This is a genomic window from Halomonas sp. PAMB 3264, from assembly GCF_031954245.1.
Lineage (GTDB): Bacteria > Pseudomonadota > Gammaproteobacteria > Pseudomonadales > Halomonadaceae > Vreelandella.
In genome coordinates, this window is the sequence record NZ_CP134866.1 from 1,027,638 (window position 1) to 1,044,167 (window position 16,530).

A 16,530-nucleotide genomic window follows, 5' to 3' on the forward strand; every position below is an offset into this window, starting at 1 on the left:
CATTAAGGCGATGCCATGCGACTACTGCACACGGCCGACTGGCACCTGGGGCGGCTTTTTCACAACGTATCGCTGCTCGATGACCAGCGCTTTGTACTCGACCAGCTCATCGAGATCGTCGATCGTGACGCCGTCGATGCGGTGCTGGTCGCCGGCGACATTTTCGATCGCGCCATTCCCCCCGCCGGCGCCGTGACGCTGCTCGACGACGTGCTTTATGAGCTCTGCGATAAGCGCGGCCTGCCGGTCGTGATGATCTCCGGCAACCACGACAGCGCCGAGCGGCTGCGCTTTGGTGCCCGCCACCTCAAAAAGACCGGGCTTCATATTCTCTCCGAGCTCGACCGAGCCGACGCGCCGGTCACTCTCGAGGCCGGCGGCGTGACGGTGGATGTCTTCGGCATTCCCTACGCCGACCCGGAGCACGTGCGCAGCGCCTTCAAGTGCGAGGCGCGCGATTTCGACAGCGCCCACCGCTTCTTGCTCGAACGTATCGAGGCCGTTCGCCAACCAGGCCGCCCGGCGCTGTTGATGAGCCACTGCTTCGTCGACGGTGGTGCCGCCTCGGACTCCGAGCGCCCGCTCAATCTCGGTGGGGCGGAGAGCGTGGCTTGGGAGCCGATGCAGCGTTTCGACTACGTGGCCCTTGGCCACCTGCACGGGCCGCAGTATCGCGGCGGCGAGCACATCCGCTACAGCGGCTCGCTACTAAAATACAGCTTTTCCGAAGCGCGCCAGCGAAAGGGCGTGACGCTGGTCGATATCGATACGGACGGCCAGCTCGCGTTCGAGTGGCGCACGCTCACCCCCAAACGCGAGGTGCGCGTGCTCGAAGGCGAGCTGGAAAGCCTGCTGGCGCAGGCACAAAACGAGGCGTCTGAGCGCCGCGAGGACTACCTGCTGGTACGCCTGACTGATCGCCACGCCATTCTCGACCCGATGAGCAAGCTGCGCGCGCTCTACCCCAACGTGCTCCATCTGGAGAAGCCGGGCATGCTCGAGGCGCGCGGCGCCCAGCAGCTCGACCGCGAAAAGCTTCACTTCAGTGCGCTGGAGATGTTCAGCGACTTCTTCGAGCAGACCAGCGGCGAAGCGCTCGACGACGACCAGCAAGCGGTCGTGCGAGCGCTGATTGCAGAGCTGAACAAGGCGGAGGGCGGCCCGTGACCCCACTCGTGCTCACCATGCAGGCCTTCGGCCCCTTCGCCGGGGTCGAGCGACTCGATTTCACCGCCCTGGGCCGCCATCCGCTGTTTCTGATCAACGGCCCCACCGGCGCCGGGAAAAGCTCGATTCTCGACGCCATCTGCTTTGCGCTTTATGGCCAGACCACCGGCGAAGATCGCACCGGTACGCAGATGCGCTGCGACAGCGCAAACCCGGCGCTGCTCACCGAGGTGACGCTGGAATTTCGCCTGCAGGAGCGCTTTTATCGCATCCGCCGTGTGCCCCAGCAGGAGCGCCCCAAGGCGCGCGGCGAGGGCACCACCACGCAAAACACCGAAGCCCAGCTCTGGCAGCTCAACGAGGCCCTCGAGGAGCAGACGTGCCTGGTGGCCAAAAACGTCGGAGAGGCCACCGCCCAGGTTCAGGCGCTGCTCGGCCTGGACATCAAACAGTTTCGCCAGGTGATGGTGCTGCCTCAGGGCAAGTTTCGCGAGCTGCTGGTCGCGCCGTCCAGCGAGCGTGAAAAGATCTTTGCCCGGCTGTTTCAAACGCAGATCTTCAAGCGCATCGAGGATGAGCTGCTGGAGCGCTCGAAAGGCATCGTCGCCCGGGTCAAAAGCCACCGTGAGCATATCAGCGGCCTGCTGGCCGGCGGCGAGCTCGAAAGCGAAGCCGCGCTCGAGGAAGAGCTTGCCGCACTTTCGCCCCGGGTCGAGGAGGCCACCGCCGGGTTCGAGGCCGCCAGGCACGAACGCCGTCAGGCGGAGCAGCGCCGCGACGCAGGCGAGGAAACCCTGCGCCAGCGCCAGGCGCGTGACGCGCTGATAGGTGAAAAAAGTGCGCATCTGAAAAGCGCTGATGCCATCGAAGGCGAACGCCACCGCCTGGCGCAAAACGAGCGCGCCCAGGCTCTGCGCGCGCCTTTCGAGGCCGAGGCCCAGGCGCGCAGGACGCTGGAGGTGGCCCAAAAAGAGTGGCGCCAGGCGCTGGCGGGGCTCGATGATCAGCGCGCACGCACGGCAAAAGCGCAAGCGTCGCTGGCCGAGGCGGCAACACGTTTCGAGCGGCTTGATGAGCTCACCGAGCGCCGCCGGGCGCTGGGCGAATACCTCGAAAAGGGCCAAGCGCTCGAGGAGCTCGCCGCGCGAGCCCGCCAGGCCGAACAGGCGCATCAGCAGGCCCACTCCACCTTCCACCAACAAACGCAGCGCCTGGAGGAGATTCGCCGACAGGGGGAGGCGGCCAGCCAGCGTGTTGAGGTGCTTCAGGCGGAGTATCAACGCCTGGCCGGCGCGCCGGCGGAGCTCAATCGTCACCAGGCGCTTCTAACGGCGCGCCGCGAGCTCGAAGCGCTGGCAGACACAGAGCGCCAGACCCAGGCGGCCGAACAGCGCGCGGCGCAAACGCTCGAGCGCTGCCAGGCAGAGACCCGCCGCGCCGAGCACGACGCTACCGAGTGCGAGATGCGCTGGCACCAGGGCCAGGCGGCCCTTTTGGCGCAAACCCTCCAGGCGGACGCGCCTTGCCCGGTGTGCGGAAGTCACGCCCACCCCGCGCCCGCAAAGCCTGCCGGCGACATCGTCACCAAAGAGCAGGTGGAGCAGGCCAGAACGCAGGCGGCCACCGCCCGCCAGGCGCAGCAGGCCGCCGAGCGTGCACTGGAGGCGACGCGCTTCGATGCCCGCCAGCACGCCGAGCAGCGAAGCCGCCTGCGTCAGGCGCTTGGCGAGTGGGCCGGTGCGCCGCTATTGGAGCTCGAGCGCGCCGTCTCAACGATCGAGGCCAGCGCGGCGCGGCGCGAAAGCGTCGAGCGCGAGATCGACGCGCTGTCAACGCAACGCGAAACGCTGCGTCGCGACTGGAGCGCCCAGGATCAAAGGGTGAAAGCGTCTCAGACCGAGCGGGACGCGGCGAAGGAGCAGGCGCTTCGCCTGACAAGCCAGCGCGACCAGCTCAGCGAGTCGCTGCCCGCGGATGCACGCGATCCGCAGGCGCTTCGAGCCAGCATTCAGACGCTTACCGCTGACATCAGCGAGATCGAAACGGCCCACGCCAGCGCCCGCCGGGCGTACGACGAAAGCGTGGCCCTGCAGGCGCGCGCCGAGGAGCGCGCAAGCGGCGCCAAAACGCGGTGTGAGCAGGCCGAGCAGGCATTGGAAAGTGCCCGCGCCGAATGGCAGAAAGCGCTGGCGGCCAGCCCCTTCGAGGACACCCGCGCCTTTGAGGCCGCCCGGCTCGACGACCCCGAGCGTCAGGCGGCGGCCCAGCGCGTCGAGGCCTACCAGCGGCGCCTGGACGAACTCGTTGGCGCCATCGCCAGCGCCGAGGCCAGGCTCGATGATCAGCCCGAACCGGACATGGCGGCACTTACGGCCGACGTCGAAGCGAGCCAGGCCCGCGAAGAAACGCGTTTAGAGGCGTGGCGCGGGCTGAGCGAGCGCCAGAACGCCTTGAACGGCGTGCGTCAGAAGCTCCAGGCCGCCCATGAGGCTCAGCAGGAACTCGAGGCGGAGTACAGGCTTTGGGGGACGCTCAGCGACGTGGCCAACGGGCGCACGGGCAACCGCATCAGTTTGCAGCGCTTCGTGCTCGGCGTGCTGCTCGACGACGTACTGATCCAGGCTTCCGAGCGGCTCACCCGCATGAGCCGCGGGCGCTATCAGCTCGTGCGCCGGGAGGACCCTTCGAAAGGCAACAGCGCCTCGGGCCTGGAGCTCGATGTGGCGGACACCTACACCGGCAAGCAGCGCCCGGTGGCGACCCTGTCCGGCGGTGAGTCCTTCATGGCGGCGCTTTCGCTTGCACTGGGGCTATCGGATGTGGTCCAGGCCTACGCCGGCGGCATCAAGCTCGATACGCTGTTCATCGATGAGGGCTTTGGCAGCCTCGATCAGGACGCGCTGGATCAGGCGATCGAGGTGCTCTGCGAGCTGCAATCCAGCGGGCGCATGATCGGCATTATTTCTCACGTTAGTGAACTCAAGGAGCAGATGCCGGTTCGTATCGAAGTAGCCGCGCACCGCCTGGGCAGTACGACTTCGATCAAGGGCGCGGTCCATTGAACGTTGACGTCACAACGACAAGGAGCCATCAATGAACGCGAGCAACATTTTACAACAGCTGATGAAGCAGGCCGGCGGCAAGGGCCAGAGCGGCGGGGTGGACGTCAAGGGCATGCTCGACGGCCTCTCGCGCCAGTTTGGCGGCGGTGACGAGGCCAAAAAGGGCGGCGGTGGCAGCGGCTTTGACGTCAAAAGCCTGCTCGGCGGCGGCGCCATGGGGATGCTGGTGGGTTCCAAACGCGGGCGCAAACTCGGCGGCAAGGCGCTCAAGTACGGCGCGATTGCCGGCGTTGGTATGCTCGCCTGGAAGGCGTGGCAAAGCCACCAGGCCAAGGGCAGCCAGAATGATGCGCCCGGTCGCGAAGAGGGCGAGCGGGTCGACGTGCTCGAAGGCGAAATCCAGGAGCGGCGAAGCCTGGAGCTTTTGCAGGCGATGATCATGGCCGCGCGCGCCGATGGCCATATCGACGCCGAGGAGCGTGCGTTGATCAGCGAGCAAATCGATGGCCTCGGCGCCGACGACGAGCTGCACGCCTGGGTCGAGCAGCAGCTCAACGCCCCGCTCGATGCCAAAGCGCTCGCCTCACAGGCGGATTCGCCTCAGGCAGCGCGGGAGATGTACCTGATCAGCCTGGCGGTGAGTGACGAGCAGAACCCGATGGAAAAAGCCTGGCTCGACCAGCTCGCGCTGGAGCTCGACCTGGATGCGCCGATGGTCGCCGAGCTCGAGCGCCAGGCGGCTCAGGCCGGGTAATGGGCGCCGACGGCGTTGGGTAGAGGTCAAAGGGAGCGAAACCGTCTAACCTGCTGGTAGGGTGGCGGCTTGCCACTCCATTGAATCAAGGAGTCCACGGATGAACGCAAGCAGTATTTTCAAGCAGTTGATGGAGCAAGGCAGCGGCGAGTTGGGCCTCAAGGGCGTGCTGGACGAACCGACGCCGGGTCCGCGCGGCCCGCGCCCAAACCGCACTCAGTCGCCCCGGCCGCGCGCAGGCTTCGATACCCGAAGCGCGCTGGGCGGCGGCGCCATGGCGCTGCTGATGGGATCAAGACCTGGTCGTAAGCTGACCGGCAAGGCGCTCAAGTATGGAATCGTGGCAAGTATCGGTATGTATGCCTGGAACGCGTGGCAAAGCTCCGAACTACGTAACGGACCGAGCGCCGGTGCCGATGCCGAGTGGGACCGCGACCAGGCCCGCACCGCCAGCGACGAGCACATCGATTCGCTCAGCAGCGAGCACCAGGAGCAGCGCAGCCGCACACTGCTGCAGGCGATGATCCTGACCGCGCGCGCCACCGGCCAAAGCGAGGAGCAGACGCTCACCCGAGTCACCCAGAAAATGAGTGACCTGGGCGCCGATGACGAGCTCTACGCCTGGGTAGAAAAGCAGCTCAGCGCGCCGCTGGAGGCCAGCGTACTGGCCGAGCAGGCGGATTCACCCCAGGCGGCTCGCGAAATTCTGCTGGTCAGCCTGGCGGTGGCCGGTGAGCGCCACGAGATGGAAAGCGACTGGATTGAGCAGCTCGTCGACGCCCTGGGGCTCGATCGCGAAACGGTGATCCGGCTCAAGCGTAAAGCCGCCCAGGCGGGCTGATGCTCGAAACGCTCAATATTGCGTTGGCCTCGGGGCTGGGGGTGGGGTTTGCGCCGCTCGCCCCAGGCACCGTGGGCACGCTTTGGGGCGTAGCGCTGGCCTGGTGGCTACTGAGCCATCGCGTTAGCCATCAAGTGGCGATCAGCGCGCTGATGCTGGGCCTGGGCGTGCTCGTTTGTCACTACGCCTCGCGCTACTACGGCGGGCTCGATTATGGCAGCATCGTGTTCGACGAAATCGTCGCCTTTCCGCTGGCGGTGATTGGCCTCAAGGCGGCGCGAACGCGTTGGGTAATGGCAGCCGCGTTCATCGTTTATCGGCTACTCGATGCGCTCAAGCCGCCGCCCATCCATTTGGCCGAGTTCGCCCCCGGCGGGCTCGGCGTGGTGCTGGACGACGCCATCGCGGCGCTGTTGACCTGGCTTGTGATGGCCGCGTTGCTGCTGTTTCGCCGCCGGGCCTACACCACGCGCTCCATCTGACGCGCACAAAAAACGCCGCAAGCAGCGCTTGCGGCGTCAATCAGTTTTGCTAGTAAAGGCCTTTCAGGCCGACACCGTCCCCTTACTCCTGAACGATGATGACCGCCTTGGCATTGACGAATTCGTGCATGCCGAAGCCGCCGTGCTCACGGCCGTAGCCGGAGTCCTTCACGCCGCCAAAGGGCATTTCCGGGGTGGCCACGCCGAAGCCGTTGATGAACACCATGCCGGTATCGAAGTACTTGCTGGCAAGCTCGGTGGCGCGCTTCACATCCTTCGAAATGATGCCGCCGCCGAGGCCATAGCGGCTGTCGTTGGCGATGCGCATGGCGTCTTCGTCGTCTTTTGCGCGAATCAGCGCGGCGACCGGGCCGAACAGCTCGTCATCGTAAGCTGGCTGGCCGGGGGTAACGTTGTCCAGCACCGTCACCGGGTAGAACGCGCCGGGGCCAGACGGTTTTTCGCCGCCGCAGAGGATGTTGGCACCGTTTTGCACGCTTTTCTCGACTTGGTCGTGCAGGTCGTCGCGCAAGTCAACGCGGGCCATCGGGCCGACGTCGGTGCCGCTCTCTTTCGGGTCGCCGACCTTGAGCGCCTTCATCTTCTCGACGAAACGCTCCTTGAAGGCCTCATAGTTCTTCTCGGTCACCACGAAGCGCTTGGCCGCCACGCAGGTCTGGCCGCCGTTGAACACGCGACCGGTGACGCAGGTATCCACCGCCAGATCCAGGTCAGCGTCGTCGAGCACCAGGTAGGCGTCGTTGGAGCCCAGCTCCAGCACGGTCTTTTTCAGGTTCTCGGCGGCCTTGGCGGCGACCTTGCGCCCGGCGGTGTCGCTGCCGGTCAGCGTCACACCGCGAACAAACTTGTGCTCGATGATCTTGTCCGACACGTCGTGGGAGATGACCAGCGTGCGGAAAACGTTTTCCGGCAGGCCCGCATCACGGTAGAGCTTCTCGAGGAACAGGCCGCTGCCGGTGACGTTTTCGGCGTGCTTCAAGAGCACCCCGTTACCCGCCATCAGGTTGGCGATCGAGTAGCGCACCGCCTGATAGGCGGGGAAGTTCCAAGGCTGGATGCCGTAGATCACGCCCATCGGCGAGTAGGTAACGATGCCGCGCTCGCCGTTGCCGGGCTTGCGCTGCTCGTCGGCGAGCTTGGTTGGCCCGTGCTCGGCGGTGTAGTCGCAAATGCCGACGCACAGATCGATCTCCTGGCGCGCCTCTTCCGGCGGCTTGCCCATTTCATCGACCATCAGCGTGGCGAAGGCTTCCTTGTTATCGGCAAGCGCCTTGCCGATCGCCTTGATGACCTTCGCCCGCTCGTCCAGCGACGTGAGCCGCCACTGTAAAAAAGCCTCGTGGGTCTGCTCGACGACCTTGAGCGCCTGGCTCTCGTCCATCAGCGTGTAGCTTTCGAGGTTTTTGCCGGTGGCCGGATTGACCGTCGTGATGCTGTTGCTCATAAGACCCCCTGTCTTTTAATCAACGCTTTGAGTGCGGGCCCGAAGCCCGCGTCCAGTCCTTGGGTGAATCACCCATTAGCCGACTGGTCTATTTGGTTCGCTCTTAACCCTAGTAGACAAACGCCGCGCTGGCCAAACATGAATATCGATCGGCTTCGATGAGGTTCGACCAAAGGCTCGGCCTATTCAGCGTAGCTCGTTTTGATCACTCGACCGCAAGGATGGTTCCGAAGGATTCGCGCCGGGTTGCGAGCGGCGGCGACTCAAATTCGGTGGAGCCAAACGCTATCCAGAGTGTCGAGCGCCGCGCGAATCGGCGGCTCGGCTTCGCGGTCCTGTCGCCAGGCAAGGCTGAGCGCGCAGGGCAGACGCACATCGTCAACCACCGCCAGTCCGTTTTGCTGGCGCTCGGCCATGGCCTGGGCGTCGCGGGCCAGGCTCAAACCCACGCCGGCACGCACCAGATCCAGCATGCACGCCTCCTGGTCGACCTGGGCGACACGATTGGGCGCGGCGCCGCACTCGGCCAGGGCGAGGCTCAAAAGCCGGTGGTGGGCGGAATCCGTGGGCGTGACGATCCAGGGTAGCCGCGCCAGCGCTTCCCAGCGGGTATCCAAAAGCCGGTTCTCCCAGCCCGGCGGGGCTACCACGTGGTAGTGAAAGTGGGTCAGCTCGCGAAATCCGAGTATATCGACGCCGGGGCCTTGGCCGGGCGGGGCGAGGATGAAGCCGACGTCGAGTTCGCCCCGCTCGATGTGGGTGATCACACTGCCGCTCATGCCGTGGGCGAGCTCGGTTTCGAGCTGCGGCGCGCGGGCCATCAGCCGGCTCAAGAAGTGGCCCAGGCGGATGAATTCCGGGTCGACGATGGTGCCGACCCTGAGCTTGCCGCGAAGCGTCTGCTGCAGGGCATGGGCGCTCTGCTCGAAGGCCTGGGCGCTGGCCAGCGCCTGGCGCGCGGCGGGCAACAGCGCATAGCCATCGCTGGTCAACGCAAGGCCCTGGGGGCGGCGGATAAAGAGGGTGAGGCCCAAATGCGCCTGCAGCTGCTTCAACTTTAGGCTGACGGCGGGCTGGGTCAGGTGCAGCGTGGCGGCGGCTTTCGAGACGCTGCCGCTTTGGGCAACGGCCACGAACGCCCGCAGGGCGGCGTACTCCTGCATGAAAGCTCCTGTGGGTCGGTTTTGTTATCAGAAAAGCTTATATCGCGCTTAAGAATTACTCAATTGATCGCGGCCCGGCGCGGGGTAAGCTCGAGCGAGCGATAGTTTCAGGCCGCACCGTCGATCAAGCGGGCGAGCCGTATCCATGATCACCGACCAGAAGGCAGCTTATGTCCACCGCGATTCAGCACTACATCAACGGCCAGCGTGTAGACGGCGACGCCGCCGAGCGCCAGCCTGTCACCAACCCCGCCACTGGCCAAGTCACCGGTCAGGTGGCGCTGGCGAACCAGGCCGATGTGAACCGGGCCGTCGAGGCCGCAAGCCGGGCGTTTCCCGCCTGGGCGGATACGCCGCCGATTCGCCGTGCCCGGGTGCTGTTCAAGTTTTTGGAGCTTTTGAACGCGCACAAGGACGAACTCGCCGAGGCGATTACCAAAGAGCACGGCAAGGTCTTCTCTGACGCCCAGGGTGAGGTGGCCCGCGGGATCGATATCGTCGAATTTGCCTGCGGCGTGCCGCAGCTACTCAAGGGCGACTATACCGATCAAGTGAGCACCGGCATCGACAACTGGACGCTGCGCCAGCCGCTGGGCGTGGTGGCAGGCATTACGCCGTTCAACTTCCCTGCCATGGTGCCCATGTGGATGTTCCCGGTGGCGCTGGCCACCGGCAACACCTTCATCCTGAAGCCAAGCCCGCTGGACCCGAGCGCTTCGCTACTGATCGCGGATCTTCTAAAGCAGGCGGGCCTGCCCGACGGCGTGTTCAACGTGGTGCAGGGCGGCAAGGAGGCGGTCGAGGCGCTGATCGACCACCCGGACGTGCAGGCGCTGTCGTTCGTGGGTTCTACGCCGATCGCCAACGCGATCTATCAGCGCGCCGCCGGCCACGGCAAGCGGGTGCAGGCGCTGGGCGGGGCGAAGAATCACATGGTGGTGATGCCCGACGCGCATCTGGACAAGGCAGTGGATGCGCTGGTCGGTGCGGCGTTCGGCTCCGCCGGCGAGCGCTGCATGGCGATCAGCGTGGCGGTGCTGGTCGATGACATTGCCGATGAGGTGGTGGCACGCCTTGCCGAGCGCGCCCGCACGCTCAAGGTGAAGGACGGCATGCAATCAGACGCCGAAATGGGGCCGATCGTCACCAGAGAGGCCCACGCGCGCATCACCGGCTATATCGAAAAGGGCGCGGCAGAAGGCGCTGAGCTGGTGGTCGACGGGCGCGCGTTTGAGTCGAGCCAGGCGGGCGAAGGCAACACCGACGGCTTCTGGATGGGCGGCACGCTGTTCGATCACGTCACCCCGGAGATGACGATCTATAAAGAGGAGATCTTCGGCCCGGTGCTTGCCTGCGTGCGCGTGCCGGATATCAAGAGCGCCATCGAGCTGATCAACGCCCACGAGTTCGGCAACGGCGTAAGCCTTTTCACCGAAAGCGGCAGTGCGGCGCGAGAGTTCGGCCGGCGTATTCAGGTCGGTATGGTGGGCATCAACGTGCCGATTCCGGTACCCATGGCCTGGCACGGCTTCGGCGGCTGGAAGCGCTCGCTGTTTGGCGACACCCACGCCTACGGCGAAGAGGGCGTGCGTTTCTACACCAAACAGAAGTCGATCATGCAGCGCTGGTCCGACTCCATCGACGACGGCGCCGATTTCATGATGCCCACGGCCAAATAGTCAGGAGGTTTCATGGCAGCGCGCACTAACAACGCACATCAAGGCGCCGGCGACACCTTCGACTATATCGTGATCGGTGCCGGCACCGCGGGCTGTTTGATGGCCAATCGGCTCAGTGCCGACCCGAATAATCGCGTGCTGCTGATCGAGGCGGGCGGGCGCGACAACTACCACTGGATTCACGTGCCGGTGGGGTATCTTTACTGTATCAACAACCCGCGCACCGACTGGCTCTACAAGACCGAGCCGGATGCGGGCTTGAACGGCCGCTCGCTGATCTACCCGCGCGGCAAGACCCTGGGGGGCTGTTCGAGTATCAACGGCATGATCTACATGCGCGGCCAGGCCCGCGACTATGACCACTGGGCGCAGGTGGTCGACGACCCGGCCTGGAGCTGGCAAAGCTGCCTTGCGGATTTCATGCGCCACGAAAGCCACTACCGGATGGACGACGGCGGCGACGCCGACGAGGCGCACCGGCGCTTTCACGGGAAGGAAGGCGAGTGGCGGGTGGAGAAGCAGCGGCTCAAGTGGCCGGTACTCGACGACTTCGCCCGCGCCGCCGTCGAGGCGGGCATCCCGCGTACCGACGATTTCAACCGCGGCGACAACGAAGGCGTGGCCTACTTCGACGTCAACCAGCGCGCCGGCTGGCGCTGGAACACGTCCAAGGCGTTTCTGCGCCCGGCATTGAAGCGGGCGAACCTGACGCTCTGGCACACAAGCCAGGTCAACGCGCTCTGCTTCGAGCAGGGCGAGAGCGCGCCGCGTTGTACCGGCGTCGAGCTCAAGCGCCAGGGGCGCCTCGAGCAGGTGAGCGCCTCAAGGGAAGTGGTGCTCTGCGCCGGTGCCGTTGGCTCGCCGGCGCTTTTACAGCGCTCCGGAATCGGTGCGCGAGCTCACCTGGAAGAGCTCGGCATCGAGGTGGTGAAGGAGCTGCCCGGCGTGGGCGAGAACCTGCAGGATCACCTCCAGATCCGCTCGGTGTATCGTGTCAGCAACGCCAAAACGCTCAATGCCATCGCCTCGACGCTTTTGGGCAAGGCGGGCATCGGCTGGGAGTATCTGACCAAGCGCACCGGGCCGATGAGCATGGCGCCGTCGCAGCTGGGCGCGTTTACGCGAAGCTCCAGTGATTACGCCCACCCCAACATTCAGTACCACGTGCAGCCGCTGAGCCTCGAGGCCTTCGGCCAGCCGCTTCACCCGTACCCAGCGATCACCGCAAGCGTGTGCAATCTGAATCCGACCAGTCGCGGCACGGTACGTATCAAAAGCCGCGACCCGGCGGTGCCGCCGTCGATTCGCCCGAACTACCTGAGCACCGAGGAGGACCGGCGGGTCGCCGCGGACTCGCTGCGCGTGACCCGGCGTATCGCTGCGCAGCCGGCGTTTGCAAGGTACGAACCCGAAGAGGTCAAGCCCGGCGCGCAGTACCAAAGCGACGAGGAACTGGCACGCTTGGCCGGCGATATCGGTACTACGATCTTCCACCCGGTGGGCACCACGCGCATGGGAAAAGCGGAGGATCCGATGGCGGTGGTGGATGCCCGATTGAGAGTGCTGGGCGTGGCCGGACTCCGGGTGGCAGACGCCGGTATCATGCCCACCATCACCAGCGGGAACACCAATTCACCCACCCTGATGATCGCCGAAAAAGCCGCTAAGTGGATTTTGGATGCAGCGTCATCGCATTGACATTTTTTTAAGGCATGGTGTTGACGTGTGTGCTGCATAGGCGCATGCTTCGAAGCAGTAGGTTAGCAAGTCGAACGTTGTCAGCAGCATCGAAACGCTCAAGCGTTGAGTCTGGTGAAAGTTTCTTGTTCTACCCACTGTAACTCGGGTATTACCCGGCTTTTCATTAAGCTACATCGAGGATTTCGATCATGGCAACTGGTACCGTTAAGTGGTTCAACGACACTAAAGGTTTCGGCTTCATCTCTCCGGACGACAATGGCGACGACCTGTTCGCGCACTTCTCCGAAATTCAGGCTGACGGCTTCAAAACTCTGCAGGACGGTCAGAAGGTTTCCTTCGACGTCACCCAGGGTAAAAAAGGCCTTCAGGCTTCCAACATCAAGGTTCTGTAATTTCGAATCGCTGATGTTTCCCGCTTGCTAACGCAATCGGGCTAGAAAAACCCCGCTTATCGCGGGGTTTTTTATTGGCTGGCGTTTGGGCACCTAGACCAGATCGCGAGGGATCGACTCGTCCCAGCTTTGCGAGTAGACCCGCGTGTCGCCTTCCCAGGCGTCCAGGGTTGCCTGAATGCGAAAGGCGTCCGCGCTTGCCGTGAGGCGCGTGTGGGTCAGCGTGCGCACCATCCAGTCGCCGCGGCGGAAGGTGCGCTCCCAGTCGGTGATCCCTTCGATGCTGCGATAATCGCCATAGGCGTAGCGGTAGCGCTCGGTCACCTTGCCGGCGATCTCGAGATCGATGTCGTCGAAGCGGTAGGCACCTTCGTCGTTGACCACCAGCACCTCGTTGACGTCGGTAGCCAAATCGCGAATCACCCGCCACACCTCGCTGCCGGTCTCGATGACCGTGGTGGCCAGCCCCGGCGCCGATACCGGTGGCTCGAACGCGGGCAGCGCCGCCTCCTCCTGTGGTCGCGGCTCGCGGGTGGGCAACGTCAGCCGGCACGCCTCGGGGTGGAAGGTCAGGCGAACCGGCTCCGGCGCCGGCCAGGCGATCGGCCAGTAGCTCGTCGAGATCGACACGCGAACGGCGTGGCCTGCCATGAATTGCTGAGCGATGTGCTTGAGCGCGACCCGCACGCGGTAGCGCTTGCCGGGCTCCAGAGACTCGGGAAACTCGTCGCTGTCGCGGTGGGTCAGGTTGAGAAGCCCAAAAGAGACGCGGGTGGCCTTGTCGTCCAGGTGAATGTCGCTCAGGCGCACCGCGACCATCGCCACCGGCTGGTCAGAAGAGAGCTCGAGCTCGAGCACCGGCTGGCCGCAGATCTCGAGTGGGGCGTCCAGCCGCGCGGTCTGAAAGATCAGCGAGCCGCCGTCCTCGTCGCGCTGATCGTGGGGGAGATCCGGCGGCGCGTTGTAGGAGCACCACTTGCCGGCGTGAAGCCCGACCGAGAGTGACGAGCGCAGTGTCATTGGCGCCTCGGCCGCGCCGCTTGCGCTGCCGTTTGATTCGTCGTCTTCGGCCAGCAGGTCGTGGCCGGCGGTGAGCCTGAAGTGTTGGGGGACGATATGGCGCGAGGGCCAGCCGGGCTCGGCGACCCAGCGCCCCGGGCGGTGGTCGTAACGGGTGGAAGGCGGCGCCGACTCCTGCATCCAGACCCGCAGCATGGGTTCGTCCATGATGGTGTTGTCGATGCCCTTGAGCCAGTAATCCCACCAGCGCAGCGCATCCTGCAAAAAGCCGATGGCGGGGCCGGGCACGCCCAGGTGCGGGTACTTGTGCGACCAGGGGCCGATGAGCCCCTTGCGCGGCACGTCGAGCCCTTCCATGAGCCTGAACACTGCGTTGCAGTAGCCGTCCGCCCAGCCGCTGATGGCGTAGACCGGGCACGTGATGGCGCCAAAATCCTCGCACACCGAGCCGTGCTTCCAGTAGTCGTCGCGGCGCTGGTGCTCGAGCCACTGCTTGAGCCACAGCCCGCTTCCGGCCAGGCGCTCGAGCCACATCTCGCGCCAGCGCTCGCCGACCAGCGCCGGATCCGGCGGGCAGGCGTTGCCGTCGAACATGGTCGAGGCCCAGGAAAGGTTGTCCACCAGCATGCAGCCGCCCATGTGATGGACATCGTCGGCGTAGCGGTCGTCGGTGGAGCAGATGGTAATGATCGCTTTCAACTCCGGCGGCTGGCGCGCGGCGATCTGCAGCCCGTTGAAGCCGCCCCAGGAAATCCCCACCATCCCCGCGCTTCCGGTACACCAGGTCTGGCGGCCGAGCCAGGCAAGAATCTCGACGCCGTCATCGAGCTCCTGGGGCAGGTACTCGTCATGGAGTACACCGTCGGACTCGCCGGTACCGCGAATATCTACCCGCACGCCGGCATAGCCGTGGCCGGCCCAAAAACGGTGCATGCCGGCATCGCGCTGGGCGGTCAAATCGCGCTTGCGGTAGGGCAGGTATTCGACGATGGCGGGTACCGGGTCGGTGTCGGCGTCAACGGGGCGCCAGATGCGCACGGCCAGGCGCGTGCCGTCACTCATCTCGATCCAGGTCTCCTCCTCGAAGACGCAGCGGGGCAAGTCATCCACGATCTGCATAAGCACTCTCCTTGAAAGCGAATATGGCCTTGAAAGCGAATATGGCCTTGAAAGCGAACGTGTCGCTTAGCCGATCACGTCGCTGAATTCGAAGTGAAGCCGCTCGGCCAGGTTGCGGTAGTTTTTCTCCAGCACCTCGCTGGTGGGCGCCCCCATCCAGATGTAGGCGAGCGCGTAGCTGTAGGCGTCCTGCTCGGGAAGCGTTGAGAGCCGCTGGCCAGGCGCCACCTGCAGATCGATCAGCGTGCCCGGGTAAGCCTCTTCCAGCGCCTTGATCTCCTCTTTGGAGGGCACGCGGGCGACGGTGGCGTCATCGAAAAAGACGCGGTAGAAGAACTTGCCGGCTACCGGATAAGCGCCTTCGCGATGAGGCATGTTCGGCGTTTGGCCCAGCGCCAGGTCGATGGTGACCTGCTGGTGGCTGACGCCGTCGACTTTTTCGAAAAGGTCGCAGTGAGACTGCGAAATGCGCGTGTTGACCTCCAAAAGCCAGATGCGGTTTTGAACTTCGTCCCAGAAAAACTCCACGTTGAAGGCGGCGTTGTCGTAACCGATATGCGACAGCAGCATCGTGGTCAGCTCGCGCATCTTGTCCTGAATCTTCTCCGGCAGGGTGGAGGGGTAGTGGTAGTAGAGAAAGCTCAGCACCCGCGGGTAGCGAAGCGAATCGACGATGCCGTAGGGCACCACCTTGCCCTCGAACACGTAGCCTTCCACGGTGCACTGCCAGCCGCCGATGATCTCCTCGGCCATGCAGAAGCCGCCGTCGACCCGGCGCACCTCCTCGGGTATCTCGGCCTGCTCGAGAATAAAGTTGAATGGCTCGGAAATCAGCCCGATATCACGTCTGAGCGCCTTGATCGCGGATTCGAAATCTTCCGGGCTGTCGATGCGAAAGCCAAGTCGGGAGCCAGATGACTTGATCGGCTTGATGAAGAACGGAAAATAGAGCCCGGCGCGGCCGATTTCCGACAGCGCCTGGTCGTCGAAGGGGTCGAAGGCGGTAAAACGGGGGATGAAGTTGCCGATCACCTCACGCTGACAGCACCGGCTCCAATACTTGTGCTCGCACTTCAAAAGGCTCTCCAGGCTCGTGGTGCGGGTGTTAAAGCGGTTGCACAAAAGCGGCAGCATGGTCGAGACGGGAAAATCCATGTAGCCAACGATGGCGTCGATATCGTGCTCGAAGTTCGAAAGCGTTTCGCTTGCGCGCTCGACCATGGACGCGATCGGAAACACCTCGGTGTCGTAGACCTCGGCGGGCTCGATGACGCCATGAAACTCGAAGTGCTCGGCGCCTCGCAGGCGCTTCAAGCGCTCGTGGTTAAAGTCGTTGAGCCCGACGACGAAGATATGCTGCGTTTCCATGCGGTCTTCTCCCGTAATGACGAAACAGTCCGGCCGACCACCACGTACGATTCAGGTACCGCTTATCCATAATGTAAAGAAAGGTTAGCCTTTGATATTTTTGGTAACGGCCGCTTTTAGGAGCTTAGCGGGCTTTTCTCCCAGGCGCTCGGCGCTTTTCATCGATTTTGTAATCACGCCACTTCCCATTTTGAGTAGCTACATGAAGAAAGCGGCGCGAATGATCTCTTTATATTCTTTTATCGAATAAATGTGTTCCTAAAAATAGCTTTTTGGAATATCTGGCAGGCGGCACAATGAGCACGTTTCTTTTTTTA

General features: G+C 64.2%; 12 protein-coding genes. 8 read left to right on the plus strand and 4 right to left on the minus strand.

All coding sequences use genetic code 11. The features are described from left to right. Nucleotides 1–15: 15 nt before the first annotated feature. The 5 genes from RN347_RS04660 (at nt 16) to RN347_RS04680 (ending at nt 6,306) form a co-directional block, all read left to right on the plus strand. Nucleotides 16–1,167 carry an exonuclease SbcCD subunit D gene (locus RN347_RS04660; RefSeq protein ID WP_311960345.1) on the plus strand — a complete coding sequence of 384 codons (1,152 nt, stop codon included), beginning with the start codon at nt 16–18 and terminating at the stop codon, nt 1,165–1,167. Then, the gene (locus RN347_RS04665; protein ID WP_311960346.1) at nt 1,164–4,229 is read left to right on the plus strand and encodes an SMC family ATPase; all 3,066 of its coding nucleotides are present in this window, start codon (nt 1,164–1,166) and stop codon (nt 4,227–4,229) included. The genes RN347_RS04660 and RN347_RS04665 overlap by 4 nt, the downstream gene beginning before the upstream one ends. 31 nt (nt 4,230–4,260) lie before the next feature. Next, a complete protein-coding gene (locus tag RN347_RS04670; protein WP_263584744.1) occupies nt 4,261–4,983 on the plus strand; it encodes a tellurite resistance TerB family protein in 723 nt (240 codons plus the stop codon). A 100-nt stretch (nt 4,984–5,083) separates the two neighbouring features. Continuing rightward, on the plus strand, nt 5,084–5,824 hold the full coding sequence (locus RN347_RS04675) for a DUF533 domain-containing protein (protein WP_311960347.1): 741 nt from the start codon (nt 5,084–5,086) through the stop codon (nt 5,822–5,824). Then, on the plus strand, nt 5,824–6,306 hold the full coding sequence (locus tag RN347_RS04680) for a phosphatidylglycerophosphatase A (protein ID WP_263584742.1): 483 nt from the start codon (nt 5,824–5,826) through the stop codon (nt 6,304–6,306). The genes RN347_RS04675 and RN347_RS04680 overlap by 1 nt, the downstream gene beginning before the upstream one ends. An 82-nt stretch (nt 6,307–6,388) precedes the next feature. Here RN347_RS04680 and RN347_RS04685 read toward each other — a convergent pair whose 3' ends face one another. Both RN347_RS04685 and RN347_RS04690 read right to left on the minus strand, forming a co-directional pair. Beyond that, nucleotides 6,389–7,771 carry an NAD-dependent succinate-semialdehyde dehydrogenase gene (locus RN347_RS04685; protein ID WP_311960348.1) on the minus strand — a complete coding sequence of 461 codons (1,383 nt, stop codon included), beginning with the start codon at nt 7,769–7,771 and terminating at the stop codon, nt 6,389–6,391. A 263-nt stretch (nt 7,772–8,034) separates the two neighbouring features. Then, nucleotides 8,035–8,934 carry a LysR family transcriptional regulator gene (locus RN347_RS04690; RefSeq protein WP_311960349.1) on the minus strand — a complete coding sequence of 300 codons (900 nt, stop codon included), beginning with the start codon at nt 8,932–8,934 and terminating at the stop codon, nt 8,035–8,037. Between the two features lie 170 nt (nt 8,935–9,104). Here RN347_RS04690 and RN347_RS04695 point away from each other — a divergent pair, with 170 nt between their 5' ends. The 3 genes from RN347_RS04695 to RN347_RS04705 all read left to right on the plus strand — a co-directional run bounded on the left by RN347_RS04695 (nt 9,105) and on the right by RN347_RS04705 (nt 12,706). After that, the gene (locus RN347_RS04695) at nt 9,105–10,613 is read left to right on the plus strand and encodes a CoA-acylating methylmalonate-semialdehyde dehydrogenase (RefSeq protein WP_311960350.1); all 1,509 of its coding nucleotides are present in this window, start codon (nt 9,105–9,107) and stop codon (nt 10,611–10,613) included. A 12-nt stretch (nt 10,614–10,625) separates the two neighbouring features. Continuing rightward, the gene (locus RN347_RS04700; RefSeq protein ID WP_311960351.1) at nt 10,626–12,311 is read left to right on the plus strand and encodes a GMC family oxidoreductase N-terminal domain-containing protein; all 1,686 of its coding nucleotides are present in this window, start codon (nt 10,626–10,628) and stop codon (nt 12,309–12,311) included. Nucleotides 12,312–12,502: 191 nt separating this feature from the next. Continuing rightward, nucleotides 12,503–12,706: a cold-shock protein gene (locus RN347_RS04705; RefSeq protein WP_009101184.1), complete on the plus strand. Its 204-nt coding sequence runs from the start codon at nt 12,503–12,505 to the stop codon at nt 12,704–12,706. Nucleotides 12,707–12,799: 93 nt separating this feature from the next. Here RN347_RS04705 and RN347_RS04710 read toward each other — a convergent pair whose 3' ends face one another. Then, nucleotides 12,800–14,845, minus strand: coding sequence for a CocE/NonD family hydrolase (locus RN347_RS04710; RefSeq protein WP_311960352.1), 2,046 nt, complete (start codon nt 14,843–14,845; stop codon nt 12,800–12,802). Nucleotides 14,846–14,911: 66 nt separating this feature from the next. Then, nucleotides 14,912–16,213 (minus strand): ATP-grasp domain-containing protein, encoded by a 1,302-nt coding sequence (locus tag RN347_RS04715; protein WP_311960353.1) that lies wholly within the window; start codon nt 16,211–16,213, stop codon nt 14,912–14,914. Between the last annotated feature and the right edge of the window lie 317 nt (nt 16,214–16,530).